The organism is Streptomyces sp. NPDC092296 (assembly GCF_044755465.1).
Lineage (GTDB): Bacteria > Actinomycetota > Actinomycetes > Streptomycetales > Streptomycetaceae > Peterkaempfera.
Map to the genome: position 1 here is coordinate 119089 of NZ_JBIVRB010000002.1, position 26642 is coordinate 145730.

Annotated in this window: 24 protein-coding genes; 7 read left to right on the plus strand and 17 right to left on the minus strand. The window is 74.8% G+C overall.

What is annotated here, in order from left to right:
• Window positions 1-84 precede the first annotated feature (84 nt).
• Window positions 85-948, minus strand: a complete 864-nt coding sequence (locus ACIQGZ_RS08260; protein WP_402600094.1) for a DUF4132 domain-containing protein — start codon at window positions 946-948, stop codon at window positions 85-87.
• A 291-nt stretch (window positions 949-1239) separates the two neighbouring features.
• Window positions 1240-2718 (minus strand): SDR family NAD(P)-dependent oxidoreductase, encoded by a 1479-nt coding sequence (locus ACIQGZ_RS08265; RefSeq protein ID WP_402600095.1) that lies wholly within the window; start codon window positions 2716-2718, stop codon window positions 1240-1242.
• A 381-nt stretch (window positions 2719-3099) separates the two neighbouring features.
• On the opposite strand from ACIQGZ_RS08265, the gene ACIQGZ_RS08270 reads away from it, so the two are divergent.
• The 3 genes from ACIQGZ_RS08270 to hemC all read left to right on the plus strand — a co-directional run bounded on the left by ACIQGZ_RS08270 (window position 3100) and on the right by hemC (window position 5099).
• The gene (locus tag ACIQGZ_RS08270) at window positions 3100-3453 is read left to right on the plus strand and encodes a hypothetical protein (protein ID WP_402600096.1); all 354 of its coding nucleotides are present in this window, start codon (window positions 3100-3102) and stop codon (window positions 3451-3453) included.
• A gap of 164 nt (window positions 3454-3617) precedes the next feature.
• On the plus strand, window positions 3618-4061 hold the full coding sequence (locus ACIQGZ_RS08275; RefSeq protein WP_402600722.1) for a DUF5709 domain-containing protein: 444 nt from the start codon (window positions 3618-3620) through the stop codon (window positions 4059-4061).
• A gap of 102 nt (window positions 4062-4163) precedes the next feature.
• Window positions 4164-5099 (plus strand): hydroxymethylbilane synthase, encoded by a 936-nt coding sequence (hemC, locus tag ACIQGZ_RS08280; protein ID WP_402600097.1) that lies wholly within the window; start codon window positions 4164-4166, stop codon window positions 5097-5099.
• A gap of 66 nt (window positions 5100-5165) precedes the next feature.
• On the opposite strand, the gene ACIQGZ_RS08285 is transcribed toward hemC, so the two are convergent.
• Complete coding sequence (locus ACIQGZ_RS08285; protein WP_402600098.1) at window positions 5166-5741, minus strand: TetR/AcrR family transcriptional regulator; 576 nt, start codon at window positions 5739-5741, stop codon at window positions 5166-5168.
• A gap of 194 nt (window positions 5742-5935) precedes the next feature.
• Between ACIQGZ_RS08285 and ACIQGZ_RS08290 the strand changes: the two genes are divergently transcribed.
• Both ACIQGZ_RS08290 and ACIQGZ_RS08295 read left to right on the plus strand, forming a co-directional pair.
• Window positions 5936-6496 (plus strand): NAD(P)H-dependent oxidoreductase, encoded by a 561-nt coding sequence (locus ACIQGZ_RS08290; protein ID WP_402600099.1) that lies wholly within the window; start codon window positions 5936-5938, stop codon window positions 6494-6496.
• A gap of 166 nt (window positions 6497-6662) precedes the next feature.
• A complete protein-coding gene (locus ACIQGZ_RS08295) occupies window positions 6663-7544 on the plus strand; it encodes a DMT family transporter (protein WP_402600100.1) in 882 nt (293 codons plus the stop codon).
• A gap of 105 nt (window positions 7545-7649) precedes the next feature.
• On the opposite strand, the gene ACIQGZ_RS08300 is transcribed toward ACIQGZ_RS08295, so the two are convergent.
• From ACIQGZ_RS08300 to ACIQGZ_RS08320, 5 genes are read right to left on the minus strand one after another with little or no spacing between them, the layout of a single operon-like run.
• Window positions 7650-9212: a cytochrome P450 gene (locus ACIQGZ_RS08300; RefSeq protein WP_402600101.1), complete on the minus strand. Its 1563-nt coding sequence runs from the start codon at window positions 9210-9212 to the stop codon at window positions 7650-7652.
• Entirely contained in the window at window positions 9209-9832 is a 624-nt protein-coding gene (locus ACIQGZ_RS08305; protein WP_402600102.1) for a GTP-binding protein, read from the minus strand. Before ACIQGZ_RS08305 ends, ACIQGZ_RS08300 begins: the two co-directional genes overlap by 4 nt.
• A complete protein-coding gene (locus ACIQGZ_RS08310; RefSeq protein WP_402600103.1) occupies window positions 9813-10172 on the minus strand; it encodes a DUF742 domain-containing protein in 360 nt (119 codons plus the stop codon). The genes ACIQGZ_RS08305 and ACIQGZ_RS08310 overlap by 20 nt, the downstream gene beginning before the upstream one ends.
• Window positions 10169-10558: a roadblock/LC7 domain-containing protein gene (locus ACIQGZ_RS08315; RefSeq protein WP_402600723.1), complete on the minus strand. Its 390-nt coding sequence runs from the start codon at window positions 10556-10558 to the stop codon at window positions 10169-10171. Before ACIQGZ_RS08315 ends, ACIQGZ_RS08310 begins: the two co-directional genes overlap by 4 nt.
• Before the next feature lie 26 nt (window positions 10559-10584).
• Window positions 10585-12099: a sensor histidine kinase gene (locus tag ACIQGZ_RS08320; protein ID WP_402600104.1), complete on the minus strand. Its 1515-nt coding sequence runs from the start codon at window positions 12097-12099 to the stop codon at window positions 10585-10587.
• A gap of 554 nt (window positions 12100-12653) precedes the next feature.
• Here ACIQGZ_RS08320 and ACIQGZ_RS08325 point away from each other — a divergent pair.
• Window positions 12654-12887: a hypothetical protein gene (locus ACIQGZ_RS08325; RefSeq protein ID WP_402600105.1), complete on the plus strand. Its 234-nt coding sequence runs from the start codon at window positions 12654-12656 to the stop codon at window positions 12885-12887.
• Between the two features lie 58 nt (window positions 12888-12945).
• Here ACIQGZ_RS08325 and ACIQGZ_RS08330 read toward each other — a convergent pair whose 3' ends face one another.
• The 4 genes from ACIQGZ_RS08330 to ACIQGZ_RS08345 all read right to left on the minus strand — a co-directional run bounded on the left by ACIQGZ_RS08330 (window position 12946) and on the right by ACIQGZ_RS08345 (window position 16398).
• A complete protein-coding gene (locus tag ACIQGZ_RS08330; RefSeq protein ID WP_402600106.1) occupies window positions 12946-14112 on the minus strand; it encodes a pyridoxal phosphate-dependent aminotransferase in 1167 nt (388 codons plus the stop codon).
• A gap of 87 nt (window positions 14113-14199) precedes the next feature.
• The gene (locus ACIQGZ_RS08335) at window positions 14200-14394 is read right to left on the minus strand and encodes a hypothetical protein (protein ID WP_402600107.1); all 195 of its coding nucleotides are present in this window, start codon (window positions 14392-14394) and stop codon (window positions 14200-14202) included.
• A 64-nt stretch (window positions 14395-14458) separates the two neighbouring features.
• Window positions 14459-15799, minus strand: coding sequence for a GH1 family beta-glucosidase (locus ACIQGZ_RS08340; protein WP_402600108.1), 1341 nt, complete (start codon window positions 15797-15799; stop codon window positions 14459-14461).
• A gap of 35 nt (window positions 15800-15834) precedes the next feature.
• A complete protein-coding gene (locus ACIQGZ_RS08345) occupies window positions 15835-16398 on the minus strand; it encodes an SsgA family sporulation/cell division regulator (protein ID WP_402600109.1) in 564 nt (187 codons plus the stop codon).
• Window positions 16399-16563: 165 nt separating this feature from the next.
• Here ACIQGZ_RS08345 and ACIQGZ_RS08350 point away from each other — a divergent pair, with 165 nt between their 5' ends.
• Window positions 16564-17472: an alpha/beta fold hydrolase gene (locus ACIQGZ_RS08350; protein WP_402600110.1), complete on the plus strand. Its 909-nt coding sequence runs from the start codon at window positions 16564-16566 to the stop codon at window positions 17470-17472.
• 27 nt (window positions 17473-17499) lie between these two features.
• Here the strand turns inward: ACIQGZ_RS08350 and ACIQGZ_RS08355 are convergent, their stop codons facing one another.
• The 5 genes from ACIQGZ_RS08355 to ACIQGZ_RS08375 form a co-directional block, all read right to left on the minus strand.
• Window positions 17500-19857, minus strand: coding sequence for a GH92 family glycosyl hydrolase (locus tag ACIQGZ_RS08355; protein WP_402600111.1), 2358 nt, complete (start codon window positions 19855-19857; stop codon window positions 17500-17502).
• A gap of 351 nt (window positions 19858-20208) precedes the next feature.
• The gene (locus ACIQGZ_RS08360; RefSeq protein ID WP_402600112.1) at window positions 20209-21078 is read right to left on the minus strand and encodes an ABC transporter permease; all 870 of its coding nucleotides are present in this window, start codon (window positions 21076-21078) and stop codon (window positions 20209-20211) included.
• Window positions 21075-22061: an ATP-binding cassette domain-containing protein gene (locus ACIQGZ_RS08365; protein WP_402600113.1), complete on the minus strand. Its 987-nt coding sequence runs from the start codon at window positions 22059-22061 to the stop codon at window positions 21075-21077. Before ACIQGZ_RS08365 ends, ACIQGZ_RS08360 begins: the two co-directional genes overlap by 4 nt.
• Before the next feature lie 131 nt (window positions 22062-22192).
• The gene (locus ACIQGZ_RS08370) at window positions 22193-23995 is read right to left on the minus strand and encodes an MFS transporter (protein WP_402600725.1); all 1803 of its coding nucleotides are present in this window, start codon (window positions 23993-23995) and stop codon (window positions 22193-22195) included.
• 156 nt (window positions 23996-24151) lie between these two features.
• Complete coding sequence (locus tag ACIQGZ_RS08375; protein WP_402600114.1) at window positions 24152-26590, minus strand: SpoIIE family protein phosphatase; 2439 nt, start codon at window positions 26588-26590, stop codon at window positions 24152-24154.
• Between the last annotated feature and the right edge of the window lie 52 nt (window positions 26591-26642).

Below are 26642 nucleotides of genomic sequence, written 5' to 3' on the forward strand. Positions count from 1 at the left end.
GCGTCGTCCGAGCAGTCGGCGTTGCCTGAACCGCAGGTGCCGGCCGGTCCGCACCTGCGGTCCGGTCCGTCGTCGTCGCGCTGTTCACTTGCCCGTCCCCTCCTCGATCCGGCGCCCGGCGTACAGTGCCGCAGCCATCCGCATGCCCTCCGACCAGGCCACCGGCCCGACCTCCCCCAGCGGCAGCACCCCGCCACCCGGGCCGTGCCAGGCGAGATTGCCGGTCTGCGCGTCGTCCAGGTACGGCTCCCCGATCCACACGGCGGCCTCGGCGGTGCGGCCGCCGTCCCGCACCCGGCAGGTGGCGTAGCCGCCGGAGACGCGGTAGCCGAGCGCGGTGGCCCGCGCCGCCAGGCCGAACCGCGAGTCGTACCTCCCCCCGGCGAACTCGGTCACCTCGGTGGCGGCCGCCGCCGGCCCGTCCGGCCGGTGCCAGGTCGCCCGATGGATCTGCTCGACCCGCTGGGTGACGCCCAGCTCGGCGGCGAACTCGCGCAGCTCGGCCAGGTCCGGCAGCAGCACCGGATGCGGCAGGGTCACCGTCTCGGGGGAGAGCCGGACGGTCTCGCCGTCCAGATTCACCACCCGCAGCTCACCGCCGCTGGTGGCGTCGCGCAGGAACCCCACCTCGTCGGGGTCGTCGCCGACCACCGCCAGGTCATGGAGTGCCGACCGCCATGCCTCGTCCGGCCAGACCCGGGCCAGCAGCGCGGTGGGGACGGGCAGCGCCGACACCATCCAGGAGTCCACCTGCCGCACGCAGGCGGCGGCGTGCCGGTCCAGCCACTCCGCGAGCGCGCGCAGCCGGTCCACCTCGGGGTGGTCCCGCAGGGCTCTGGGCAGCGACTTCAGCTGCCGCCCGGCGGCCCGCCCCGCCGTGGCCCGCGCTGCCACCCGGCCCTCCACCAAGGCGACCTCGTACCCGTCGCCCGCTGACAGCCATCCCACCTGTCCCCACCTCTCGACCGAACCAGCCCACAGCTACGCACCGGACCAAGGCCCGGCCATGCTGTGACGATGCGGGAAACGCTAGCGGCGACCACTGACAACCCGTCCATTCCCGAGGGCGGCGCGGGTCCGTCGGCAGCGGACGGACGGGCGCCGCGTACGGGTCGCCGGGTCGGCCCGGCCGGGAGACGACCCCGCCGGACGGCCCGGATACGCATCCGGGCCGTCCGGCGGGGGACGGTGGTGGGAGTGCGGGCGGCCCGCAGCCTCAGCGGGGGCGCGCGCCCGGCGTCACCAGGGGCTGGGCGCGTAGTCCTTGAGGAAGCAGCCGTACACGTCCTCGCCCTGCTCGCCCCGGACGATCGGGTCGTAGACCCGGGCCGCGCCGTCCACCAGGTCGAGCGGGGCGTGGAATCCGGCGTCGGCGAGCCGCATCTTGTCGGGGTGCGGGCGCTCGTCGGTGATCCAGCCGGTGTCGACGCTGGTCATCAGGATGCCGTCGGTGAGCATTTCCTGTGCGCTGGTCCGGGTCAGCATGTTGAGCGCGGCCTTGGCCATATTGGTGTGCGGGTGCCCCGGGCCCTTGTAGCCCCGGGCGAACTGGCCCTCCATCGCGGAGACGTTCACCACGTACTTGCGGCGCGCCGGCGACGCGGCCATCGCCGGGCGCAACCTGCTGACCAGGACGAACGGCGCGGTCACATTGCACAGCTGCACCTCGAGCAGCTCCACCGGGTCGACCTCGTCCACCCGCTGGCTCCAGCTGTTGACCGGGTCCAGGTCCGGCACCAGGCCGCCGGCGTCCACGGCGGTGCCCGCCTCGATCCGGGCGAGCGAGGCGGAGCCGCTGGTCAGCGCGAGGGCGGTCAGCGACTCGGGGGTCAGCCCGCTGGGTGCGCTCCGGCGCGGGCCGGGCAGCGCGGGGTGGCTGGCGGAGTCGAAGCGGCCCAGCACCACCGACTCGGGGAGTTCGCCTGCGGGCAGCGGCGCGGACTCGGCGGCGATCAGCTCCTCGTACGCGCGGGGGGAGCGGCGTACGGTCTGCGCGGCGTTGTTGATCAGGATGTCCAGCGGCCCCTGGGCGCTGACCTGGTCGGCCAGCGCGATCACCTGCGAGGGGTCGCGCAGGTCGATGCCGACGACCCGCAGCCGGTGCAGCCAGTCGGCGCTGTCCGGCATCGCGGTGAAGCGGCGGATCGCGTCATTGGGGAACCGGGTGGTGATGGTGGTGTGGGCGCCGTCCCGGAGCAGCCGCAGGGCTATGTACATGCCGATCTTGGCGCGGCCGCCGGTGAGCAGCGCCCGGCGGCCGGTGAGGTCGGTCCTGGCGTCGCGGCGGGCGCGGTTCTCGGCGGCGCACGTCCGGCAGAGCTGGTGGTAGAAGGCGTCCACCTCGACATACCGGGTCTTGCAGATGTAGCAGGAGCGCGCCCGCTCCAGCACGCCCGCGATCTCGCCGGTGGTGCTGGTGGTGAGCGCCAGCCCCTGGGTCTCGTCGTCGATCCGGCCGGCCGCCCCGGTGGCGGTGGCCTCGGTGACCGCCCGGTCGTTGGCGGTCTTGGCGGCGCGGCGCTCCTGGCGGCGGCGCTGCTTCACCGTCCGGTAGATGCCGGCGGTCGCCTTGCGTACGGTGACCGCGTCGGGGTGGTCCACCGGCAGGTCGTCCAGCTCGGCGAGCACGCTCAGGCACAGCTCCAGGCGTGCCGGGTCGATGCCTGCGGTCGTCTCGTGCAGCACCGTCGTGCCCTGGCCGTCCTCGCTTGCCGTCATGCCCGCTGCTGCTTCCTCGCTCGTCCGTACCACCTGGCTTCTCGGGAACTCTACGGATCGGGCCACCTGCCGCCAAACCGGTGACGGCGCCCGGCCCGGCCGGGCCGGCGGGCGTCGTTGCGGGGCGCGGTGCGGCGCGAAGATCGTCCGGGCGGCGGGTCCGGGCGCCGCGCGCGGCCGGTCGGCGGGTACGCGGGTGCGGCGACCGGCCACCGGGGTGGCGGCACACGGTCGGCGGTGTGCCGATGTCGGTGGCCTGTGCGACTCTGCGGCTGTCGCGATCTTGTGACCGGAATGCACGTGCGAACCCGGTACGGCTGGGCATTAGTCCAGTCAGCCGAACGTCCTGCCGCCCGCCCGACCCGGGGAGACTGCCACTCCATGAACTCGACGCTTGCCGGCCAGGCCCGCCACCGGGCCCGTCCTGGTTCCACCCTCCCCGCCGGTACCCAGGCCGTGCTGGCGGTCGTCGGTGATCCCCAGCGGCCGGTCCACCTGGTGGTGACCACCGGGCGTGTCGCCCGCCGCAGCTTCATCTCCTGGCAGCCGTGGGACGCCGCGGCCCGCACCGGCAACTGCTACACCGCGCTGCCCGCGTCCGTCTGCGACGCCCTGCTCGACGCCGGTCTGATCACCCTGGGCGCGGTGGTGCAGGACCCGCAGCGCCAGGTGCAGGCCATCGGGCTCACCGAGGCGGGCCGGCTCCGCCGCAGCCGGCCCGCCGTCGCCGCCTGACGTCCGGCGCCCGCTCCAGCACCCCGGCCGGGACCGGGTCCCGGCCGGACCGCACCCGGCGCCGCTTGCCCCGGCGCCCGGCGGGGCACACGATCGGAAGTGGGCTGACCGATCGGCTCGCCGACAGGTCGCGTGAACGAGGTGCCGCTGTGAGTGAGAACACCATGGGTGACGAGGTCTACCAGCCCCAGGGGGACGACGTCGTCGAGGACGCCGGCCCGCTGGAGCCCGAGGACACCCTGGTCGACCGAGGGGTGGACCAGGTGCTCGACGAGGGCTACTCGCCGCCGGACAGACCTCTGGTGGTGGAGGACTGGGGCACCACCGCCGACGAGCAGCACCGGGGCGAGACGCTGGACCGGCGGCTGGCCCGCGAGCGGCCGGAGACCCCCGGCCCGGAGGGCGACGGCTTGGGCGACGTCGTCGGCACCGACGGGGAGCTGGTGGACGGCGAGGTCGGGGACCGGCGGGCCGGCCGCCTGATCGCGCCGGACGAGGGCGCCCGGCCGGACACCGAGTCCGAGCTGTTCGCCAGCGACATCGGCGTGGACGGCGCGGGTGCCTCGGCGGAGGAGGCGGCCGTCCATGTCGTCCGCGACGAGGAGTAGCCGCCCGGCACGGCCGACCGGGTCGGTGGCAGGGCGCCGACGGAGTGAGCTTTCGCCGGACCGGTTGGGAGCGAGGCGATCTGACGCCCTATCGTGTCCGGCATGCCCTCTCCCGAGCTGATCCGCATCGTCTCCCGCTCGTCGCCGATGGCCCTGGCACAGGTCGAGCGGGTCCGCGCCGAGCTGGCCGTGCTCCACCCCGGCCTGCGTACCGAGGTCGTCCCGGTGACCACCTCCGGCGACCGCTGGCCCGGCGCCCTGTCGGCGCTCGGCGGCAAGGGCGCGTTCACCAAGGAGGTGGACGCCGCGCTGCTGGCCGGTGAGGCGGACCTGGCGGTGCACTGCGTCAAGGATGTGCCGGCCGACCGTCCGCTCCCCGCGGGCACGGTCTTCGCCGCCTTCCTCAAGCGCGACGACGTACGCGACGCGGTGGTGCACCCGGGCGGTCTGACACTGGACGAGCTGCCCCCGGGCAGCCGGATCGGCACCTCCTCGGTACGGCGGATCGCCCAGCTGGCGGTCTCGCACCCGCAGCTGGAGTGCGTGCCGTTCCGGGGCAACGCCAACCGCCGCCTGCAGAAGCTGGACGCGGGGGAGGCGGACGCGCTGCTGCTGGCCGTCTCCGGGCTGGAGCGGATCGGGCTGACCGACCGGATCAGCGAGATCCTCTCGGTGGAGGCGATGTGCCCGCCGGTCGGCGCGGGGGTGCTCGCCCTCCAGTGCCGTGAGGACGACAGCGCCACCGTGGCGGCGGTCTCCGCCCTCGGTGACACCGACGCCTGGCGGGAGACCACCGCCGAGCGGATGCTGCTGCACGTCCTCCAGGGCCACTGCAACTCCCCGATCGCGGGCTACGCCAGGGCGGAGCGCGACGGCCGGCTCTCGCTGCGGGCCCGGGTCTTCAGCCCGGACGGCAAGACCGTCCTGGACGCCCACGAATGGGCCGGCCCCCTCGACCCGGCCACCCTCGGCACCTCCGTCGCCGTGGCCCTCCTGCGCCAGGGCGCCCGGGAAGTCATCGACTCCATCCCCCACTGACCGCCCTACTGACCGCCCCGCTGGGCGCCCCGGTGGGGGCGCCCAGCCGTCCCCGCGGTGACACCCTCACCGCACCAGCCGCCCCACCAGATCCCGCCACCCCGCCTCCAGCCGCTCCACCGGCAGCCCGCGCTGCTTGCACAGGTGGCTGATCAGCGCCGTGTCCAGAAAGCCGAGCAGCGCCTCGGTCAGCAGGTCGACATCCCCCCCGACGCCCGCCTCCCGCAGCAGCGTCGTGATGTGGGCGGCCCGGACCAGGCGCGGCGGCGCGGTGAAGCGCCGCGACGAACACTGGTCGGCGGCCAGGAAGAGGTCCAGGTACCGGACCTGGTGCCGCAGCGTCGCGACACCGAACGCCTCCAGCCGCTCCACCGGCGGTGCCCCGGGCCCCAGCGGGGCGGGCCCGGTCAGGAACGCCGCCTGGTGCTCGCGCTCCGCGTGGTCCAGCAGGGCGAGCATCAGCCCCACCCGGTCGCCGAACCGCCGGAAGACCGTGCCCTTGCCGACCGAGGCCGCCGCGGCGACGGCCTCCATCGTCACATGCTCCGCGCCGTGCTCGGCCACCAGCCGGGACGCGGCCTCCAGCAGGCGGATGCGGTTGCGTGCCGCGTCCGCCCGCTCCTGCGGACCCTCGTCCGCCATGGGCAGCGGCGTACACACCGCCGCCGGCGTCGGGTGTGGTGATCCCGGGGTGAGGGGGGAGGGAGTCATCTGCTCAGGGTAGCGCCCACCCAGGACAAGTGGACCGAGGTCCGCTTAGCGTGCTACAACCTAGTACCGGACCACGGTCCGCTTGTTGTCCTTACCGATTTCCACTCCGCCCCCCGGGAGTTCCCATGACCGTCCGCGTACTCGCTCTCGTCGGCAGCCTCCGTGCCGGCTCGCACAACCGCCAGCTTGCCGAGGCCGCCGTCAAGCTCGCCCCGGAGGGCGTCGAGGTCGAGATCTTCGAGGGCCTGGCCGACGTCCCCTTCTACAACGAGGACAACGACGTCGAGGGCTCCGTCCCGGCCGCCGCCGGCAAGCTCCGCGAGGCCGGCGCGCAGGCCGACGCCTTCCTGCTCTTCTCCCCGGAGTACAACGGCACCCTCCCGGCCGTCCTGAAGAACGCCATCGACTGGTACTCCCGCCCCTACGGCGCCGGTGCCTTCGTGGGCAAGCCGGTGGCGGTCGTCGGCACCGCCTACGGCCAGTACGGCGGCGTGTGGGCGCAGGACGCGGCGCGCAAGGCGGCCGGCATCGCCGGCGCCACCGTGCTGGAGGAGGTCAAGCTCTCCGTCCCCGGCTCCGTCGTCCGCTTCGCCGAGACCCACCCGGCCAACGACGAGGAGATCATCGAGAAGCTGCCCGCGCTGCTCGCGCAGGTGGCCGACGCGGCCGGCCAGCCCGCCGCCTGACCCGCGTCACCCCCGCAGGCCGCACCGGCCCGCCGCCGCCCTTCCGGGCACGGCGACCCGGTGCGGCCTGCTGCGTTCCCGGTACGCCTCGGCCGCGCCGGGCTGCCCGGCGCCGGGCGGTCACGTAGCGTGAGGGGCGGACCGCTGAGATCCCGAGGAGGTGCCGGTGCAGACTGCGCTCGCGGTGGTGTTCTCGCTGCTGGCGGCGGTCAGCAATGCGCTGGCCACCGCCCTCCAGCGGTATGCGGCCCGGACGGTGCCGCTCTCGGTGGGCTTCCGGCTGCGGCTGCTGGTCGAGCTGGTGCACCGGCCGGTGTGGCTCGGCGGCATGGGCGCCGTCATGGCGGCGGCCGGCTTCCAGGCCCTGGCACTGACCAACGGGGCGCTCTCCCTGGTCCAGCCGATCTTCGTACTGGAGCTGCCGTTCGCGCTGCTGATCGGCGGCCTCGTACTGAAGCAGCGGATGCCGCACCGGGCCTGGACCGGGGTCGCCGCGATCGTGATCGGGCTGGGCATCGCCCTGGCCGCGGCCGCGCCGTCCGCCGGAGTGCAGCAGCCCGGCACCGGCCGCTGGATCCTGGGGCTCGCCTGCTGCTGCGGCGTGGTGGTGCTGCTCGTCGGTACGGCGCTGCGCCGCCCGGCGGGCCCGACCCGGGCGGCCTGCTTCGGCCTGGCCGCCGCCGTCGGCTACGCCCTCACCGCCGCGCTGATGAAGTCGGCCACCCGTATCTGGCAGGCCGGCGGGATCGGTGACTTCTTCACCAGCTGGCAGACCTACGGCTTCGCCGCCGCCGGGGTGGCCGCGCTCTTCCTGCTGGAGAACGCCATGCAGTCCGGGCCGCTGGTGGCCTCGCAGCCGGCCCTGACCCTGGGGGACGCGCTGGTCAGCCTGTCGCTGGGGGTGACGCTGTACCAGGAGCACATCCGCGCGGGCTGGTGGCTGGTACCGGAGGTGCTGGGCGTGGGCCTGGTCGCCGGCGGTGCGGTGGTCCTGGCCCGCGCCCCGCTGACCCAGGCCCTGGTGGCCCCCGACAGCGACCCCTCCTGAGCACCGCCGCCGCGACCGGGGCGCCGATGCCGAGCGCCACCCGTGGGCAGCAGTCGGCGGCGCCCCCGGAGGAGCGCCGCCGACACCGGGAGACGCGAGCCCCCGTCACCGTCCGAAGAACCACCGGGTGGTGAGCTGCCACCAGGACGGCTCCCCCGGCCCGGCCGCCACCGGGACCGGGCCGCCCGCAGGCCGCAGCGGGGTCCCCTCGGCGGTGTCCTCGCCGGCGGTGTCCTCGTCGGTGCCCTCCGCAGCGGCCTCGTCGGCGGCCTCCGGCGGCGGGGCGATCCGGGTCGGCGGGGCGAGCGCCGGGTCGGGCTCCGGCCGGCGCGGGGCGTACACCACCGGCAGCGCGGCCAGATGGCGGGCCCAGATCGAGGAGTGCCAGGTCAGCTGGGACTCCCCGACGGCCAGCCGCACATCGGGCAGCCGGACCAGCAGGCAGTCCACGGCGGCGTCGGTGATCGCCCGGCCGATGTCCTGGCCGGGGCACATGTGCGGGCCGCTGCTGAACGCCAGATGCGAGCGGTTGCCGCGTACCGGAGCCGCCGGGTCCGGTCGGACCGAGCTGTCGACGTTCCCGGCGGCCAGGCCCAGCAGCACCATGTCCCCTGCCCGGATGTGCTGCCCGCCCAACTCGGTGTCGTCCACCGCCCAGCCGCCTGGGCAGGCGGTCAGCGGCGGCTCGTTCCACAGCACCTGCTCCACCGCGTCGGCGACGGTCATCCGCACCCCCGCCAGCGATGCCCGGAAGCGGCGGTCGGTCAGCACCACCTGGAGCGTGTTGGCGATCAGGTTGATGGTGGTGGCGTTGGCCGCCACCAGCACCAGCCGCAGATGGTGCCGCACCTCCTCGTCGGTGAACCCCGCCGGGTGGGCGGCCAGCCAGGAGGCCAGGTCGGGGCCGGGATCGGCGCGCTTGCGCGCCACCAGGTCCCGCAGCGTCCCCAGGATGTACTCATTGGCGCGGCCGGCCTGCTCGGTGCCGGTCATCAGGTCGGAGCTGGCCGCCACCAGCCGGGGGCCCTCCGACTCCGGCAGCCCCAGCAGATGGGTCAGCACCAGCATCGGCACATGCTGCGCGTACTGGACCAGCAGCTCGGCGCCACCGTCGGCGCAGAAGGCATCGATCAGCTGGTTGGCGACCCGGTGGGTGTGGCGGCGCACCCCGCGCCGGTCGAACCGCTCCAGACTCTCGGTGACCGGGGTGCGCAGCCGCTGGTGCTCCTCGCCGTCCGCCGAGATGCAGTCCGGCCGCCAGCTCACCATGGGCAGCAGCGGGGAGTCCTCCGAGACCCGCCCCTCCCGCCAGTCCCGCCAGATCCGGGAGTCCCGGGAGAAGCGGTTGGGCGCCCGCATGACCTCCAGGTTCTCCCGGTAGCCGAGCACCAGCCAGGCCGGTACGTCGCCGTCCAGCAGCACCGGAGCGACCGGCCCGTGCCGGGTGCGCAGCTCCTCGTACAGGCCCATCGGGTCGGCCTCCGCGGCCGGCCCGTAGAACCGTACCGGGCCGCTGTCGGCGTCGTCGGCGTCGTCGGCGTACGGAGCGGCGTACGGATCGGCGTGCGGCCCGGCGGGTGTGCCGGCGGGTGCCCCGGTGTGGGCGTGCGCGGGGCAGCCCGGGGGAGGGGCGGCGCTGCGGGCGTGGTGGGGCGGGGGTGCGGTCACTGCGGCTCCCGGGAGGCGGTGAGGGTGTACAGGTAGCGCATCAGGGTGAGCAGGACGTCCCGGCTGGAGCTGCGCCGCCGGGCGTCGCAGTCCACCATCGGGACCGTGGCGTCCAGGTCCAGGGCCGCCCGCAGCTCCGCCACCGGATGCGCCGGGGCGTCCGGGAAGGCGTTCACGGCGACCACGAACGGCACGCCGCGCTCCTCTAACCGGCCGATCACGTCGAAGCTGACCTCCAGCCGACGGGTGTCGATCAGCACGACGGCGCCCAGCGCCCCGTCGAACAGCCGGTTCCACAGGAACCAGAAGCGCTCCTGGCCCGGCGTGCCGAACAGGTAGAGCACCAGCCGCTCGTTGAGGCTGATCCGGCCGAAGTCCATCGCCACGGTGGTCGCGGTCTTCCGCTCCACCCCGGCGGTGTCGTCCACGCCGACCCCGGCCTGGGTCATCGTCTCCTCGGTGGTCAGCGGACGGATCTCGCTCACCGAGCGGACCAGGGTCGTCTTGCCGACCCCGAAGCCGCCGACGATCACCACCTTGACGGCGGCGGTGGCCGAGGCCGGGAGGGTGTCCTCCTGCCGGGGGCCGGGCAGCAGCTCCTCAGAGCTTCTGGAGTCCATGCATCACCGCCTCCAAGAGTTCGATGTCGGGGAGCGACGCCGCCGGGATCGGTGCCCGTGCCTCCACCTGGCCGCCGGCCAGCAGATCCGCCAGCAGCACCTTGACCGCGTTCACCGGCAGCACCAGATAGGCGGAGATCTCGGCCACCGAGAGCGGGTAGTGGCACATCCGTACGATGGCGGTGTGCTCCGGTGGCATGCCCGGCTCGGGCAGCGACCGGGCCACCACCAGGGTGACCAGGTCGAGTTCGGCCGGGCCGGTCGGCCGACTGCGGCCGCCGGTGATCACATACAGCCGCTCCGGACCGCCGGTGTCCGCCTCACCGCCCGGTGCGCTCATGTGGCGACCGATCCGTCGACGCGGGGCGGGCTGGTCAGATGCTCACCGATCCGGGCGACCAGGTCGCGCATCCGGTGGCCCATCAGCCCGGCGTCCACCCCCTCGTCGGCCAGCACCGCGAGGTACGCCCCGGCGCCCGCCGCCATCAGGTAGAAGAAGCCGGCGTCGATCTCGATCACCACCAGCCGCATCTGCCCGTTGCCGTGCGGGAACTCGGCGGCGACCGCCGCCGACAGGCTCTGCAGCCCGGCGCAGGCGGCGGCGAGCCGGTCGGCGGTGTCCGCGTCGGTGCCGTACTGGGCCATCCGCAGGCCGTCCGAGGACAGCACCACCACCTGGCGGGTGTGCGGGACACCGGTCGCCAGGTCCTGGAGCATCCAGTCCATGTTGGGCCGCTGCTGCTGCAACACTGCTACTCCCCCTCTTCCAACGACTCGTCGGCCGGCCGCCGGCCGGGCGGCCCGGCAGGCAGCGCCTCACCGGAGACGCCGGCCTGGAAGGCCGCCAGCCAGATGCCGGGTTGCACGGGTGCTTCGGCGCTCGCCCCGCCGGGCGCCGAAGCCCTGGCCGGGGCGGGTGCCGGGGCCGGGGCCGCCGCCCGGCGCGCCGCTGGTGGCGAGGCGTGCCGGCGGCGGCGCTGCGGCAGCCCGTAGGCGTTGTGCTCCACCTCGACCGGCTCCTCCTCCAACTGGACCGGCGCCCGGCCCGGACGCGGCTGCGCCGGGCGGGTCGGCATCGGCCGCGGCGGCGGCATGGTGCCGGGGCCGGGCATCGCCCGCGGCGGCGGCACCGAGGTCAGTACGTCCCCGGGGACCACCAGCACCGCGCGGACCCCCGCGTAGGCGGACTGCCGCAGCGACACCTGGAAGCCGTTCGCCTGGGCCAGCCGGCCCACCACCGCCAGGCCCAGGCGCGGCGTCTCGCCCAGGTCGGTCAGGTCCAGCCCGGCCGACGCCTGGGTCAGCACCCGCTCGGCGCGCCCCCGGGCCTCGTCGCCCATGCCCAGCCCGCCGTCCTCGATCTCGATCGCCACCCCGGTCTGCACCACGGTCGCCGTCAGATGCACCCTGGTCTGCGGCGGCGAGTACCGGGTGGCGTTGTCCAGCAGCTCGGCCAGCGCGTGGATCAGCGGCTCGGCCGTCGGGCCGACCACCGCCACCTCGGCCACCGAGTGCAGGTCGACCCGCTGGTAGTCGATGATCCGCGACATGGCGCCGCGCAGCACGCTGAACATGCTCACCGGCTGGCTCCACTGCCGGCCCGGCCGGGCGCCGCCCAGCACCGCGATGCTGTCGGCCAGCCGCCCGATCAGGGCGTTGCCGTGGTCGATGTGCAGCAGATCCCCGAAGACGTCGGGGTTGTCGCCGTGCCGGTTCTCCATCTCCCGCAGGTCCTGCGCCTGCTGGTGGACGATGGCCTGCACCCGGCGGGCGATGTTGACGAACGCGCGCTGCGCGGAGTCGCGCAGGTCCTCCTCGATGACCACCGCCTCCACCACGGTGCTCAGCACGGCCTGGTGGGTGGGGGTGAAGTCCGGGTCGAGCTCGGCCTCATGGGCGGCGCTGCGCAGCACTTCGGTGGCGCGCTCGCCGCGCTGGAGCCGGGCGACCACCGCGGGCAGCAGCGTCTTGGCCAGCCGTACCGTACCGGCCTCCTGCTCGGCCAGCCTGCGGTGCAGCTCGGCCTCCTGCTCGGCCTGCCGACGGCGCAGCACGGTGATCGACCGGCCCCGGCGGGCGGTCTCGGTGGCGATCAGCAGCATGCCGGCCGTCGCCACCGCGCCGCACCAGGCGACCTGGAGCCGGATCGTCGCCGAGACCGTGGTCATCGCCCCTGCGGTGCACGCCGCCATCAGGACGGGCGGGAGTATCCAGACGAGGGCGGAGGCGGCCCGGCGGCCTCCGGATGGCGTTCCAGTACGAACCATCGGCATCCTCAAGCAGTTGAAAGGTCAGGAACGACAATCGGGACAACGACCGGGCGGTGCGCTGGGGTACGGCCGATCGGGTGAAGCGGTCGGGCACCCGGTGTCTGTGGCGCTGCGGGCGCACACCAGGGCGCGCGCCGCTCGCCGGGAGCGCAGCAGCCAGCCCTGACCTGCGGTAATCACCTCGGCGCGCTGCGCAACCAGGAGCATAGCCGCCGGGCTGTGGGCGATGGGCGTGGTCTTGACAAGAGGGCGAAAGGTGCTACGGGTTTACCGGTGCACGGCCAATTGGGGGGCGCGTGGACGACAGTGCGCGCCCCCGGTGTGGGTGACCCGGCGGCCTTAGGCCGACCGGGGGGTGAGGCAGCGTCAGCCGATCGGCGCAGCGGCCGGTGCCCGGCGGCGGGTCGTTCGGTCGGGCCGCCCGGCGTGCCCCGGCGCCCGTTCGCGCTTACCGTTCCGGTGTAGGCATGGTTGGCGGCGCGACGCCCGGCCGGGCCGATCGGCGTGCGGCCCGCGGACCGCGCTGCGGCACGATGCCCTGGAGGCAGTCAATGCACGAGATGCGAGCGGAACACGGACCGGCGGCGGCCGGCGACCACCGTCCGGTGGACTTCTGGCACGTGGTGGCGAGCGGGGCCGATGTCGCCCTGTGCGGCCGCGAACTGCACCGGGACGCGGCGGTCCAACCCGTCCAGGACGACGAACCGGCCGCCGAGCAGTACTGCGAGCCCTGCCTCGCGGCCTTCCGCCAGAAGGTCACCCCCGTCACCCCGGCCACCCCCTGACCCACCCCGGCCACCCCGCCACCAGGGGGCGCGGGCCCGCCCGCGCCCCCTGCCGGGGTCAGCCCCGGAGCTGCTGGAGGCGGCCGGCGGCGTCCTTGAGCACCTCGTCCCGCTTGCAGAAGGTGAAACGGACCAGGGAGCGGCCGGCCGCGGTGTCGTCGTAGAAGACGACATTGGGGACGGCCACCACGCCGCAGCGCTCCGGCAGGGTGCGGCAGAAGGCCAGGCCGTCCTTCTCACCGAGCGGGGTGATGTCGGTGGTGATGAAGTAGGTGCCGGCCGGCCGGAAGACCTCGAAGCCGGCGGCGGTGAGGCCGTCGCAGAGCAGCTCGCGCTTGCGGTGCAGATCGGCGCGCAGCCCGTCGAAGTACGCGTCGGGCAGCCGCAGCGCCTCGGCCACGGCGTACTGGAACGGCCCGGCGCTGACGTAGGTCAGGTACTGCTTGGCCGTGCGGACGGCCGCGACCAGCGCCGGGGCGGCGGTCACCCAGCCCACCTTCCAGCCGGTGAAGGAGAAGGTCTTGCCGGCGGAGGAGATGGAGACGGTGCGCTCCCGCATGCCGGGCAGGGCGGCGATCGGATGGTGGCCGCCCTCGAAGACCAGGTGCTCGTAGACCTCGTCGGTGACGACCAGCAGGTCGTGCTCGACGGCCAGTTCCGCGATGGCGGCCAGTTCGTCGGCGGTGAGCACGGTGCCCGTCGGATTGTGCGGGGTGTTGATCAGCAGCAGCCGGGTGCGCGGGGTGATCAGCCCTCGCAACTCGTCCAGATCCGGTCGGAAGGCCGGCGGCCGCAGCGTCAGCGGGACGCGGACGGCGCCGGCCATGGCGATGCAGGCGGCGTACGAGTCGTAGAACGGCTCCAGCGCGATGACCTCGTCGCCCGGCTCCAGCACCGCGAGCAGGGCGGCGGCGATGGCCTCGGTGGCGCCGGCCGTGACCAGCACCTCGGTGTCCGGGTCGTACGCCAGGCCGTGGAACCGCAGCTGGTGCTCCGCGACGGCCTGCCGCAGCTCGGGGACGCCGGGGCCCGGCGGGTACTGGTTGCCGCGCCCGTCGCGGATCGCCCGCACCGCCGCCTCGGCCACCTCGGCGGGCCCGTCGGTGTCCGGGAAGCCCTGGCCCAGGTTGATCGCCCCGGTGGCGACGGCCAGCGCGGACATCTCCGCGAAGATCGTCGTCCCCAGCCCCTCCAACCTGCGGTTCAGCAGCGGCCTCGCAGCCATGCGGTCACCCTCTCCCAGTGGTCGCCTTCGTCGCGGGACATCCTCCGCCTCACCGGGAGGCGCGGCAAATACCCCGGGTGGCGCGGGTCAGGTCGGGGGGCGGCGGGTGAGGTCGTTCCATTCGGTGTCGGGTTGGCCGGGGACGGCTCGGCCGATGGCGCGCCACTGCTCGGCCAGCGAGGCGAAGAGCGGGGTGTCCAGCCAGCCGGCGGGCGACGGCCGGTTGCGGGCGGCCTCCGCCGGGGGCGGCGGGAGCTGCCGGGGGATGCGGGTGGTCTCCACGCCGCGTACAACGACGTCCCGGGCGGGGGGTGACGCGGGGTGCCGCCGTCCGGCGGTGTCGGCGTCAGCCCCGGCGGCCCAGGGCCGCGCGCAGCCAGTGGTAGGAGTCCTTGGGGGTGCGCCGCTGGGTGGCGTAGTCGACATGGACCAGGCCGAACCGCTGGTGGTAGCCCTCGGCCCACTCGAAGTTGTCCAGCAGCGACCAGATGAAGTAGCCGCGCACCTCCACCCCCGCCGCCATCGCCCGGTGCAGCGCCCGCAGATGTCCGTCCAGGTAGTCGATGCGCGCGGTGTCGCGGACCCGGCCGTCGCCGTCCACCGTGTCCGCGACGGAGCAGCCGTTCTCGGTGATGGTGATGGGCGGGAGCGCGGCCCCGTACCGGTCGCGCAGTCCGGTGAGCAGTTCGTCAAGGCCCTCGGGCACCACGGGCCAGCCGAAGGCGGTGGTCGGTACGCCCTCGATCGGCGGCAGGGTGAACGGCAGCCCGCCGCCGGGGTCGGCGGCGGCGACCCGGGTCGGGTGGTAGTAGTTGACGCCGAGCGCGTCGAGCGGCGCGGCGATGGCCGCCAGGTCGCCGTCGTGGACGTACGGCGGGTCGGCGGGCAGGCCGAGGGCGGCCAGGTCGGGGTAGCGGCCGAGCAGCAGCGGGTCGGTGAACAGCCGGTTGTGCAGGGTGTCGTAGGCGGTGGCCGCTGCCACGTCGGCCGGGTCGTCGCCGGCCGGGTGGACCGGGGTGAGGTTGTTGGCGATCATCACCTCCAGGCCCCGGTCGCGCAGCGCCGTGGCCGCCAGCCCATGGCCCAGCAGCTGGTGGTGGGCGGTCGGCAGCGCGTCGAGCATCAGGGTGCGGCCGGGGGCGTGGATGCCGAGGGCGTAGCCGTAGACCGTGTGCACGAAGGGCTCGTTGAGGGTGATCCAGGCCGGGACCCGGTCGCTGAGGCGGTCCGCCGTGACGGCGGCGTACTCGGCGAACCGGTGGGCGGTGTCGCGGTTCAGCCAGCCGCCGGTGTCCTCCAGGGCCTGCGGGAGGTCCCAGTGGAAGAGGGTGGGCAGCGGGGTGACGCCGGCGGCGAGCAGGGCGTCGACCAGCCGGTCGTAGAAGTCCAGCCCCTTGGGGTTGGCCGGTCCGCTGCCGTCGGGCTGGATGCGGGGCCAGGCGATGGAGAAGCGGTAGCCGCCCACCCCCAGGTCGGCCAGCAGGGCGATGTCCTCGGGCCAGCGGTGGTAGTGGTCGCAGGCGGTGTCCCCGGTCTGGCCGTCGCGGACGTGCCCGGGGGTGTGGGTGAAGGTGTCCCAGACGGACCGCCCCCGGCCGTCCTCGGTGACCGCGCCTTCGATCTGGTACGCGGCGGTGGACACCCCCCACCGGAAGTCCGCGGGGAACTCCGGCAGCGCGCTGCTCATCCTGTGCCTCCTCGGAGAAGTGACTGCTGTTCAGGCTAGGGCTGCCGACGCGGTCCGGCACCGTCGCGGTCCGGCGCGCCGAGGCGGGTGGGGCGCGCGTCGGCGTCCGCGCCCCGGCGGCGGGGGAGCGGCACCGGGTACAGCAGGTCCTCCCAGACCGGCAGCGGCTGCGGACGGCGCCGCCGGGCCGCCGCCGGGTACGGCAGCTCCCGCAGCGACCGCTCCAGCCAGGCGCCCAGTGCGCCCGCCGGTGCCTCCAGCGCCACCTCGCCGCCGGGGGAGGCCAGCGTGAGCCGGACGGCCCGCCGCCCGTCCCGGCGCACCGGGCGGACCTCCGCCCCGCCCTGCCGGCAGGCGCGGAACAGCCCTTCGGTCAGCAGCCCGCGCGGCAGGGTCCACTCCAGCGGCTCGGGGCCGTCCAGCGGCAGGGTGAGCACGATCTCGTACGGGGCCTGCGGGCGGCAGGACAGCCGGGCCTCGGCCCGGATGTCGGCCTGGGTCCGGATGTCGGTGGCGGTCCGGTCGTTGGTGGTGGGCCGGTCGTCAGTGGTGGGGGTGAGCAGCTGTACGGCCACTCCGAACTCCAGGGGGTGCTGCATCGGCCTGCGCTCCTTGTACGAATGAGGGGTTGCCGGTGGAGAGAAGGCGGGTTCGGAGGTCTTACACATGTTCGGGGGACTGTTTCCGTTCGGGGGGCTGTCGCGGCGCGACCCGCAGTCGGACGCACCGTCGACAACGGTGCTACCGGTGGGTAGGTTCGGCGGGTGACCACCACTCCGGCCCCGCCGCGCCGCCGCACCGTCCACTCCGGCGGCCTGCCGCTCGCCGTCGTCGAGCAGGGCGACCCCGCCCGGCCGACGGTGCTGCTGGTGCACGGCTACCCCGACACCCACCGGGTCTGGGACGACATCGCCGCCGACCTGGCCGCCGACCACCATGTGGTCCGCTACGACGTACGCGGCGCCGGCGCCTCCGGGACGCCGCGCGACCGGGCCGGCTACCGGCTGGAGCTGCTGGCCGCCGACCTCTTCGCGGTCGCATACGCGGTCAGCCCCGGCCGGCCGGTGCACCTGGCGGCCCACGACTGGGGCTCCATCCAGTCCTGGGAGGCCGTCACCTCGCCCGGCGCCGAGCAGCGGATCGCCTCGTACACCAGCCTGTCCGGCCCCTGCCCGGACCACGTCGGCCACTGGTACCGCGACCGGCTGGCCCGGCCCACCCCGCGCCACCTGCGCCAGCTGCTCGTCCAGTCGGCCCACTCCTGGTACATCGCCGCCTTCCACCTGCCGCTGCTCGCCCCCGCCCTGTGGCGGCACGGCCTCGCCCGGCACTGGGCCCGGCTGCTGGCCCGCCGCGAAGGGGTCACCCCGCGCCCCGGACACCCCCAGCCGACCCTGGCGCGCGACGCGGTGCACGGCATCGAGCTGTACCGCGCCAACTTCCGCCCCCGGCTGCGCCACCCGGGGCGGCGCGGCACCGCCGTCCCGGTCCAGCTGGTCACCCTCACCGCCGACCGGTACGTCCGGCCGGTGCTCTCCGCCGGGCTGGAGCGCTGGGCACCCCGGCTGACCCGCCGCACCCTGCGGGCCGGCCACTGGTCGGCGCTGCTGGAGCAGGGGCCGGCCGTCGCCGGCCTGGTACGGGAGTTCGCCGCCCGTACCGAGGCCGGCTGACGCCCGGTCACTCCCCGCGATGGGCCCTCAGCCCTTGGGCCAGGGCCGCTGCCCGGTCGCGTCCGACGGCGGCGCCGCCGACGCGGCCGCGCCCCACCCCTTGGCCGGGGTGGCGGCCAGGGTGAAGTCCAGCGTCCGGCCGCGCAGCTCACCGAAGCGCAGCCAGGGCGCGTCCAGCGGGCGACCGCCCAGCGTGAGCCGCTGTACGTACGGCGCGCCCGCCGCCGCCCCGCGCCCGCGCACGGTGAACGGCGCCGCGCCCGGCGGGGAGACCGTCACCGACGGGAAGCCGGGGCTGCCCAGCACCAGCAGGTCCGAGCCGGGCACCGCCGGGTACAGCCCGAGCATCGACCAGACGTACCAGGAGCTCATCGCCCCCAGGTCGTCGTTGCCGAACTGCCCGCCGGGGGAGTTCGACCAGAGCGCGCGCTGCACCTCGCGCACCGCGCGCTGCGTTTTCCACGGCTCCCCGGTCCAGTCGTACTGCCACGGGATGCCGAGGCTGGGCTCGTTGTTGAGGTCGGCCCGGGTCGGCGCCGGGTGGCGGACGTCCTTCAGCAGGCCGTCCAGATAGCGGCTCCACGCCCGGGTGCCGCCGCGCCCCTCGATCTGCCGCCGCAGGTTGAACGCCACCATCGGCGTGTACTGCGCCGAGCTGCCCTCCACAAAGCCCCGGGTGGCACCCGGCGTGAAGCCGGGCGCGAACCCGCCCGCCGCAAGCCGGGGCTGGAGGTAGCCGCTGCGCCGGTTGAAGACGTTCTGCCAGTCCTGCGCCCGGGTGGCGAACCGGGTGTACGTGTCCCGGTCACCGAGGCCGCGGGCGAAGGAGGCGATGGCGTAGTCCGCGTTGTCGTACTCCAGCAGGGTGGAGACCGTGCCGTAGAAGTGGCAGCAGCCCCAGTCCTTGCCGTCCACCGGCAGATAGCCCAGCCGGTCGCGGACCGCCTGGCCGGGCCGCGCGTCATTGCGGTCCGTCGCCTCGCGGACCATCACCGCCAGCGCGCGCCGGGCGTCGAAGCCGCGCGCGCCGAAGGCGTACGCCCCCGCGATGATGCCGTCCGCCGGGTCCCCGATCATCACCCAGCTCTCGCCGTTGTTCTGCGTCCACTTGGGCAGGCTGCCGGACTCGTCGAAGTCCCGCAGCATCGCGGAGACCATGTCGCTCGCCACCGCCGGGTCCACCAGCGCCATCAGCTGCGCCTGGCTGCGGTAGGTGTCCCAGCCGGAGAAGTTGGCGTAGTGGGCGTGGCCGCGCGGCGCGGTGTGGATCTCCTTGTCCATCCCGGCGTAGCGGCCGTCGGTGTCGCTGAAGACATTGGGGTGCAGCAGCGCGTGGTAGAGCGCGGTGTAGAACTGCACCCGCTCGTCCCGGGTGCCGCCGGTCACCCTGATCCGGCCCAGCTCCCGGTTCCAGGCGGCGTGCGCGTCGTCCTCCAGCTCCCGGACGTCCCGGTGCTCGGCCTCCTTGGCGAGGTTGCGCCGGGCGCCGTCCTGGCTGGTGTACGAGATGCCGATCCGGGCGGTGACCGGGCCGCGCCCGGGGTCGAACTCCGCGTACGCCCCGTCCGCGTCGGACAGCTCCTCGCCGTCCGGACCGGGCAGCGCGCTGGACCGGCCGCCGCGCCAGGTGCCGCCGCCGGACAGCGGCCGGTCGAAGACGACGGCGAAGTGCAGGGTGTAGGTGTTGGCCGCGCCGCAGAAGTGGCCGCTGCGCACCGAGCCCGCGATCTCGTGGTCGGAGACGAACCGGACCCGCGTCCCGTCGACCTGGGTGGCGCCGCCGCGCAGCTTCAGCAGCAGCCGGGCCGGCCGATCGGCCGGGAAGGTGAACCGGGCGGCGCCGGACCGGGCCGCCGAGGCGAGCTCGGTGGTGACGCCGCTGTCGTCGGTGACCCGGTAGAAGCCGGTACGGACGGTCTCGCGGCGGTGCGAGAAGCCGACCGAGGCGGCGCCCGGGTCGTCCGGCAGCTCGCCGGCGAGCGGCAGCAGCGGGACGTCGCCTGCGGCGGGGCAGCCGGGACCGCTCAGATGGGTGAGGCCGAAGCCGGTGAGCCGCTTGGCCGCGTACGAGTAGCCGCCGCCGTACGCCCGCTCCGGTGTGGTGTCCGGGCCGAGCTGCATCATGCCGAACGGGACCACCGGGCCGGGGAAGGTGTGGACCACGCCGGCCGTGCCGATCAGCGGGTTCACCAGCGACGCGGGGTCGGCCGCCGGGTCGGCCGCCGGCGGCGCGGCGCGGCCGGCGCTGCCGGAGGTGCCCGGGGCGGGGGCCGCCGCCAGCAGGGCCAGGGCCGCGGCCCCGGCGCCGACCGCTCTCCCGCCGCCGGACAGGAAGGGCAACAGGCGCCGCCCCCGGGCGGCGGACGGCGGTGCGGCAGCGGGCATGGGCGGGTCCTCCCCGGGTCCGGCGACTTCCCGGCCACGGCAGCGGCCGCCCCGGGAACGGGAGGCGGTCCTCGCGCTCCCCGGCAGCACGCTAGAGGCCCCCGGCACCCATTCGGCCGCCCCGCGCCCCGGCCGGCCCTCGGCTCACCCGGATGGCCCAGGGGCGCTGCGGCTACCGGGGGGCGTGGGGCTGCGCTCTGCGGGAGTGGAGGGTCGGCCGCGCCGGTCCTCGCGCCCCGAGGCCCGTGCGGGGTGGCCGGCGGATTGTCGGCCATGCGGCCACCTGCGCGAGCAACCATGCACGGAGGTGAAGCCCCGTACACAGGCAGTCCCGCAGGCCCCCGGGGGAGGCTAGGCGTCGCGGTGGCGCAGGAGGAGCGCGCCGGCGGCCAGGGCTGCGGCGGCGTAGCCGCAGAGCAGGGCGAAGCCGGGCCAGGGGGCGAGGGCGGAGGGCTGGGCGTGGAGGGTGGTGAGGGCCTGGCCGGCCGGGCCGGGGAGGTACGGGAAGATGTGGTCGCGCCAGGAGCCGGGCAGCACCTGGGCCAGTACGGGCAGCACCAGCAGCAGCCCGAGGACGGTGGCGACACCGCCCGCCGTGCTGCGCACCAGGCTGCCCACGCCGACCGCCAGCAGCCCGACGGCCGTCAGATACAGCGGCGTGCCCAGTACGACCCGCAGCACCCCGGGCGCGGCGAGCCCGGTGCCCAGGTGCTGCCCGGCCAGTACGGACTGCCCCAGCAGGAACGCCGCCGGGCAGGCCACCCCGGTGACGGCGAGCGTCACCGCGCCGAACACCCCGGCCTTGGCCAGCAGCACCGGCACCCGGCGCGGCACCGCCGCCAGCGTGGAGCGGATCGCCCCGGTCGCGTACTCGCCGGTGACGACCAGGACGCCGAGGACGCCGATCGCCAGCTGGGCCAGGTAGAACCCCTTGAGGCTCTGCCCGGCCGGGCTGAAGGCGAGCCGTTCGTCCTGGGGCAGCCGGGCCCAGTGGTCGACCGTCACCCAGCAGATCAGCGCGCCGAAGCCGATCATCGCCACGGTCGCGGCGAGCAGGGTGCACCAGGTGGACCGCAGCGACCGGAACTTGATCCACTCGGAGTGGACGACCCGCAGTGCGGTGACCCCGCCGCGCCCGGTGTCCGGGACGACGGCACGGACGGCGGCACCGGCGGCGGTACCGGAGGCACCGGCGGCGACGGCGGAAGCGGTGGCGCTCATCCGGCGACCTCCTCGACAGCATCGACCACGGGCGCGGTCACCAGCGCGGTCACGGGCCGGAGCGCCGGGGCCGGCCGGTCGGCTGACTGGTACTCCACCGCGTCCCGGGTCAGCTCCATGAACGCCTCCTCCAGCGAGGCCGGCTGCGGCGTCAGCTCGACCAGCGGCAGCCCGTACCGCGCGGCCAGCCGCCCGATCCGCTCGCTGTCCGCCCCCGCGACCTCGATCACATCGGGCCGCTCCCCCGCGCCGACCCGCGCCCCGGCCGCGCTGAGCAGCCCGCCGAGCCGCGCGGCCTCGGGCGTACGGACCCGTACGGTGCGGTGCGAGGCGCGGCGGGTGAACTCCTCGACCGAGGTGTCCGCGATCAGCCGGCCCCGCCCGATGACGATCAGGTGCTCGGCGGTCAGCGCCATCTCGCCCATCAGGTGCGAGGAGACCAGTACGGTCCGCCCCTCGGCGGCGAGCGAGGTGAGCAGGGTGCGCACCCAGCGGATGCCCTCCGGGTCGAGCCCGTTGACCGGCTCGTCCAGCAGCAGGGTGCCGGGGTCGCCGAGCAGCGCCCCGGCGATGCCGAGGCGCTGGCCCATGCCGAGCGAGAAGCCGCCCACCCGGCGGTGGGCCGCCTCGCCGAGTCCGACCAGGTCGATGACCTGCTCGACCCGGCGGCGGGGGATGCCGTGGGTGGCGGCGAGCGCGGCGAGGTGGTGGTAGGCGCTGCGGCCGGTGTGTACGGAGCGGGCCTCCAGCATCGCGCCGACCTCGCGCAGCGGCGCCGGATGGTCGGCGTAGCGGCGGCCGCCGACGGTGACGGTGCCGGAGCTGGGCGCGTCCAGGCCCAGGATCAGCCGCATGGTGGTGGACTTGCCCGCGCCGTTGGGCCCGAGGAAGCCGGTGACCGTGCCGGGCCGGACGGTGAAGCGGAGGTCCGCGACGGCGGTCCTGGGGCCGTAGCGCTTGGTCAGGCCGACGGCTTCGATCATCTCTGGGTCCTCGCAGCGGCGGGGGCGGTGGCCGCTCCCACGCTAGGCCGGGCCGCCGGGTCCCGCGCGCGCTGCCGGGCCGTTCGAGTCCCGCCGCCACCCGCCCGGGGGCCGGTGGCGGCGGTGGCGGTTCAGTCGGTCCGCTCGGGGCGCTCGCCCTCCTCGGGCACGACCAGCTCGCTGGGGGCGAGTCCGGCGCCGCTGGAGACGGCGGCCAGCTCGGAGCCGAGCGGCTCGGCGGCGGGCACCGGGTGCTTGCGGTCGATGCGACCGGTGAGCAGCGACGACAGCGCGGCGATGACGCAGGCGGCCACCGCGAACCAGAAGGCGATCACCAGGCCGTCGTGGAACGGTCCGGAGATCAGGTGCGGGAAGAACTCCTTGCTGGTGACGCTCTTGCCGCCGTCCGGCAGGCTGCTGAGGCTGCTGCCGAGCAGCTCCTTCAGCGGGTTGTAGCCGAGGAAGGCGGCGAACAGCACCGCGATCGGCGGCAGCTGGGAGATCTGATCCGCCTGCGCGGCGGGGACGCCCTGCTGGACCAGTCCGTCGTGCATGGCGTGCGGCAGGCTGGTGGACAGGCCCGCGATCATCAGGCTGAAGAAGACGCCGATGGAGAGCACCATCGAGGAGTTCTGGAAGGTGGCGGTCATGCCGGCGCCGACGCCGCGCGACTGGGCGGGCACGGCGTTCATGATCTCGGCCCGGTTGGGGGAGGAGAACAGGCCGGAGCCTAGGCCGTTGACCAGCAGCAGCACCGCGAAGACGGGGTAGGAGAAGTCGGTCGGCAGCAGCATCAGGGCGACGAAGCTGGCGGCGGTGACCAGGGCGCCGGAGACGGTGAAGGACCGGGCGCCGTAGCGGTCGGAGAGCCAGCCGGACAGCGGCGCGGATATCAGGAAGCCGATGGTGAGCGGGATCATGTAGATGCCGGCCCAGAGCGGGGTCTTCTCGAAGCTGTAGCCGTGCAGCGGCAGCCAGATGCCCTGCAGCCAGATGATCAGCATGAACTGGAGGCCACCGCGGCCGAGCGCGGTGAGCAGGCTGGCGATGTTGCCGGCGGTGAAGGCGCGGACCCGGAAGAGCGAGAGCCGGAACAGCGGGTCGGCGACGGTCATCTCGATCCGGACGAACACCGCCAGCACCGCCGCGCCGCCGATCAGCGCGGCGAGCACCCACGGGTTGCTCCAGCCCATGGTGGAGGAGCCGTAGGGCTGGATGCCGTAGGTGATGCCGACCAGGATGGAGACCAGTCCGAGGGCGAAGGTGACATTGCCCCACCAGTCCATCCTGGCGCGGCGCCGGACGCCGGTGTCATGCAGCTTGAGGTACGCCCACACCGTGCCGAAGAGGCCGAACGGCACCGAGACCAGGAAGATCAGCTTCCAGCTGGTGGGCGCGAGCACGCCGCCCAGGATCAGCCCGATGAACGAGCCCGCGATGGCGGCCAGCGAGTTGATGCCCAGCGCGGTGCCGCGCTGATCGGCGGGGAAGGCGTCGGTGAGGATGGCCGTGGAGTTGGCGAACAGCAGCGCCCCGCCGATGCCCTGCACGATCCGCCAGCCGATCAGCCAGAGCGCGCCCGCGCTGCCGCCGAACCAGGTGATCGAGAGCATGATCGAGCAGAAGGTGAAGACGGCGAAGCCCATGTTGTACATGCGGACCCGGCCGAACATGTCGCCGAGTCTGCCGAAGGTCACCACCAGCACCGCCGTGACCACCATGAAGCCCATGAGCATCCACAGCAGGTAGCTGGTGTTGGCCGAGTCGAGCGGGTCGAGATGGATGCCGCGGAAGATGTCCGGGAGTGCGATGAGCACGATCGACTGGTTGATCATCACCATCAGCACACCGAGCGTGGTGTTGGACAGTGCGATCCACTTGTAGTGGGGGCTCAGCCCGTTCGGCTGGGGTGGTTGTGATGTCCGGTCGGCTATGGCCACTGCGGGTGTACTCCTCCGCCTGCGACTGCTGCGCGTCGGCGAGTGCAGGCCGTGGGATGTAGTTAGTTGTCGGAGGCAACCTTATCGCGTGTATGTGACATCTACATGACCGGGGTGGGGTGCGGCAAGGGCGCACACGCCCGGGGCGCACTACTCCGGTACGGCGCGCGCCGACACCGTGATCTCGCTCCACACCTGCTTGCCGCCGCCCATCGGCAGCGAACCGAACGTCCCGGACACCGCCTCGACCAGCATGATTCCCCGCCCGCCGGTCGCCTCCCAGCCGATGTTGGCCGGCTTCACCGGGGACCGCGGCGAGGCGTCCGTCACCGCGATCCGCAGCCGGTCGCCCACATGGGTGAGGTCCAGCCGTACCGGCCCCTGGGTGTGCACCAGCGCATTGGTGACCAGCTCCGAGACCACCAGCAGCGGCGCGTCCGCCTCCTCCGCGAGCCCCCAGGAGGAGAGCGTGCGGGCCACGAAGCGGCGGGCGTGCGAGACCGCCTCCGGCAGCCGCCACACCGTCCACCCGGCCCGTACCGGCAGCGACCCCATCCCGTCGTAGCGCAGCAGCAGCACCGCCACGTCGTCGTCGCGCCGGGTCGCGTCGCCGAGCAGGGTGTCCGCCACCTGCTCCACATCACCGGCCTCGGTACGGCCCAGCGTCGCGCAGAGCCGGCCCAGACCGTCGTCCAGCGTCAGCGTGCGGGACTCCACCAGGCCGTCGGTGGTCAGCACCAGCAGCGTGCCGGGCAGCAGCGCCAGCGGCGTGATCGGGAAGTGCGCGTCCTCCAGCACGCCCAGCGGCGGCCCGCCCTCGGCCACCACCACCTCGGTACGGCCGTCCGGCAGCCGCAGCACCGGCGGGATGTGCCCCGCCCGCGCGCACCAGGCGCTGCCCTCCTCCATGTCGACCACCACGTAGCAGCAGGTCGCGAAGAGGTCGGTGCCCATCCCGACCAACAGCCGGTTGGCGTGCGAGACCACCACGTCGGCCGGGTGCCCCTCCACCGCGTACGCCCGGATGGCCGTCCGCATCTGGCCCATCAGCGTCGCCGCCCCGGCGTTGTGCCCCTGCACATCACCGATCACCAGCGCCACCCGCCCGTCGGTCAGCGGGATCACGTCGTACCAGTCGCCGCCCACCTCCAACCCGGCCGTCGCGGGCAGATAGCGGGCGACCGCCACCCCGCCGGGCAGCTGCGGCAGCCGGCGCGGCAGCAGCGCGCGTTGCAGGGTGCCGATCAGCTCGTGCTCCGCGTCCAGCGTGTGGGCGCGCTCCAGCGCCTGCCCGGCCAGCGCGGCGGCGGCCGTCAGCAGCGCCCGCTCGTCGGAGCTGAAGGTGTGCGGCTGCTCCCAGCCCAGCAGGCAGGCGCCCACCACCCGGCCGGCGGCGGGCAGCGGCAGCAGCGCGAGGCCGCCCGGACCCATCTCGGACAGTCCCGGCTCCAGCGGCGCGCCCGCCGGCCAGAACGAGGGGCGGCCGTCGCGCAGCGCCGACTCCAGAGTCGGCATCGCGCGCGCCGGCGCGTCGGGCCACTCCGAGCGCCACTCCGCGCGCCACACGTCCGGCCAGGCCTCCGGCTCCGGCGGGTCCAGCAGGGTCGCCACCAGCCGGTCCGCCTCCAGCTCCGCCAGCGCCACCCGGTCGGCGCCCAGCGGGTGGCGCAGCGCGCTGACCATCGCCCGGCCGACGTCCTGCACGGTGACCGCCGTCGCCAGGGTGGTCGCCAGCCGCTGCACCCGGGAGATGTCGTCCACCCCCGGCCGCAGCCGGGAGGCGTCCGCGACACTGCCCAGCAGCCGGGTGGGCAGCCCGTCGGCGCCCGGGGTGACCTCGCTGCGCAGCCGCAGCCAGGTCAGCTCGCCGTTGCCCCGGCGGACCCGGAACTCCAGGTCGCGCCCGGTGGCGCGCGGCCCCGGGTCCATCACCGACATCAGGGCGGGCAGATCCTCCGGCACGGTCAGGCCGAGCAGCGTCTCCACCCGGCCGTCGAACTCCGCCGGGGCCAGCCCGAACAGCTCCAGCACCCGGGCGTCCGCCTCCAGCCGGCCGGTGGCCAGCGTCAGCGCGAAGGTGCCCGCGCCGTTGCCGCGCGTCTCGGGGCGGGGCGGCGCCAGCGACTCGTCGGCCGCGATCCGGTCCGCGAACAGCGCCAGCAGCGCCCGGTACTCCTCGTCGAACCCGTCGCGGTCCTCGTCCACCACCAGCAGGCAGCCGCCGGTGCTCCGGCCGCCCGCCACCAGCGGCAGCACCGCCAGCGCGACCTCCCCGGTCAGCGCCGGCCCGTACTGCCCCCCGGCGACCGCCGCCGGGGCCAGCCAGAGCGGGCGCCCCGCCTCGTGCGCGGCGGCGAGCGGGGAGCGGCCGGGCACCGGGTACTCGCGGCGCAGCCCGTACAGCGCCCGGGGCACCCCGGCCTCCTCGACCAGGCTCAGCTCCCCGGCGTGCTCCCGGGTCGCGTACACGGCTGCCAGCGTGGCCCCCGTCGCGACCAGGAGCTGCTCCACCACCGCCCGCAGCGGCACCGCCGCGTCGACCCCCGCGCGCAGCGACCGCCGGGCCAGGTCGGCGCGCAGCGGTCTCACCCCGCGTCTCTCCGTCTGCTCCCCGGCCACATGGTCATTACATCGCCTCCGG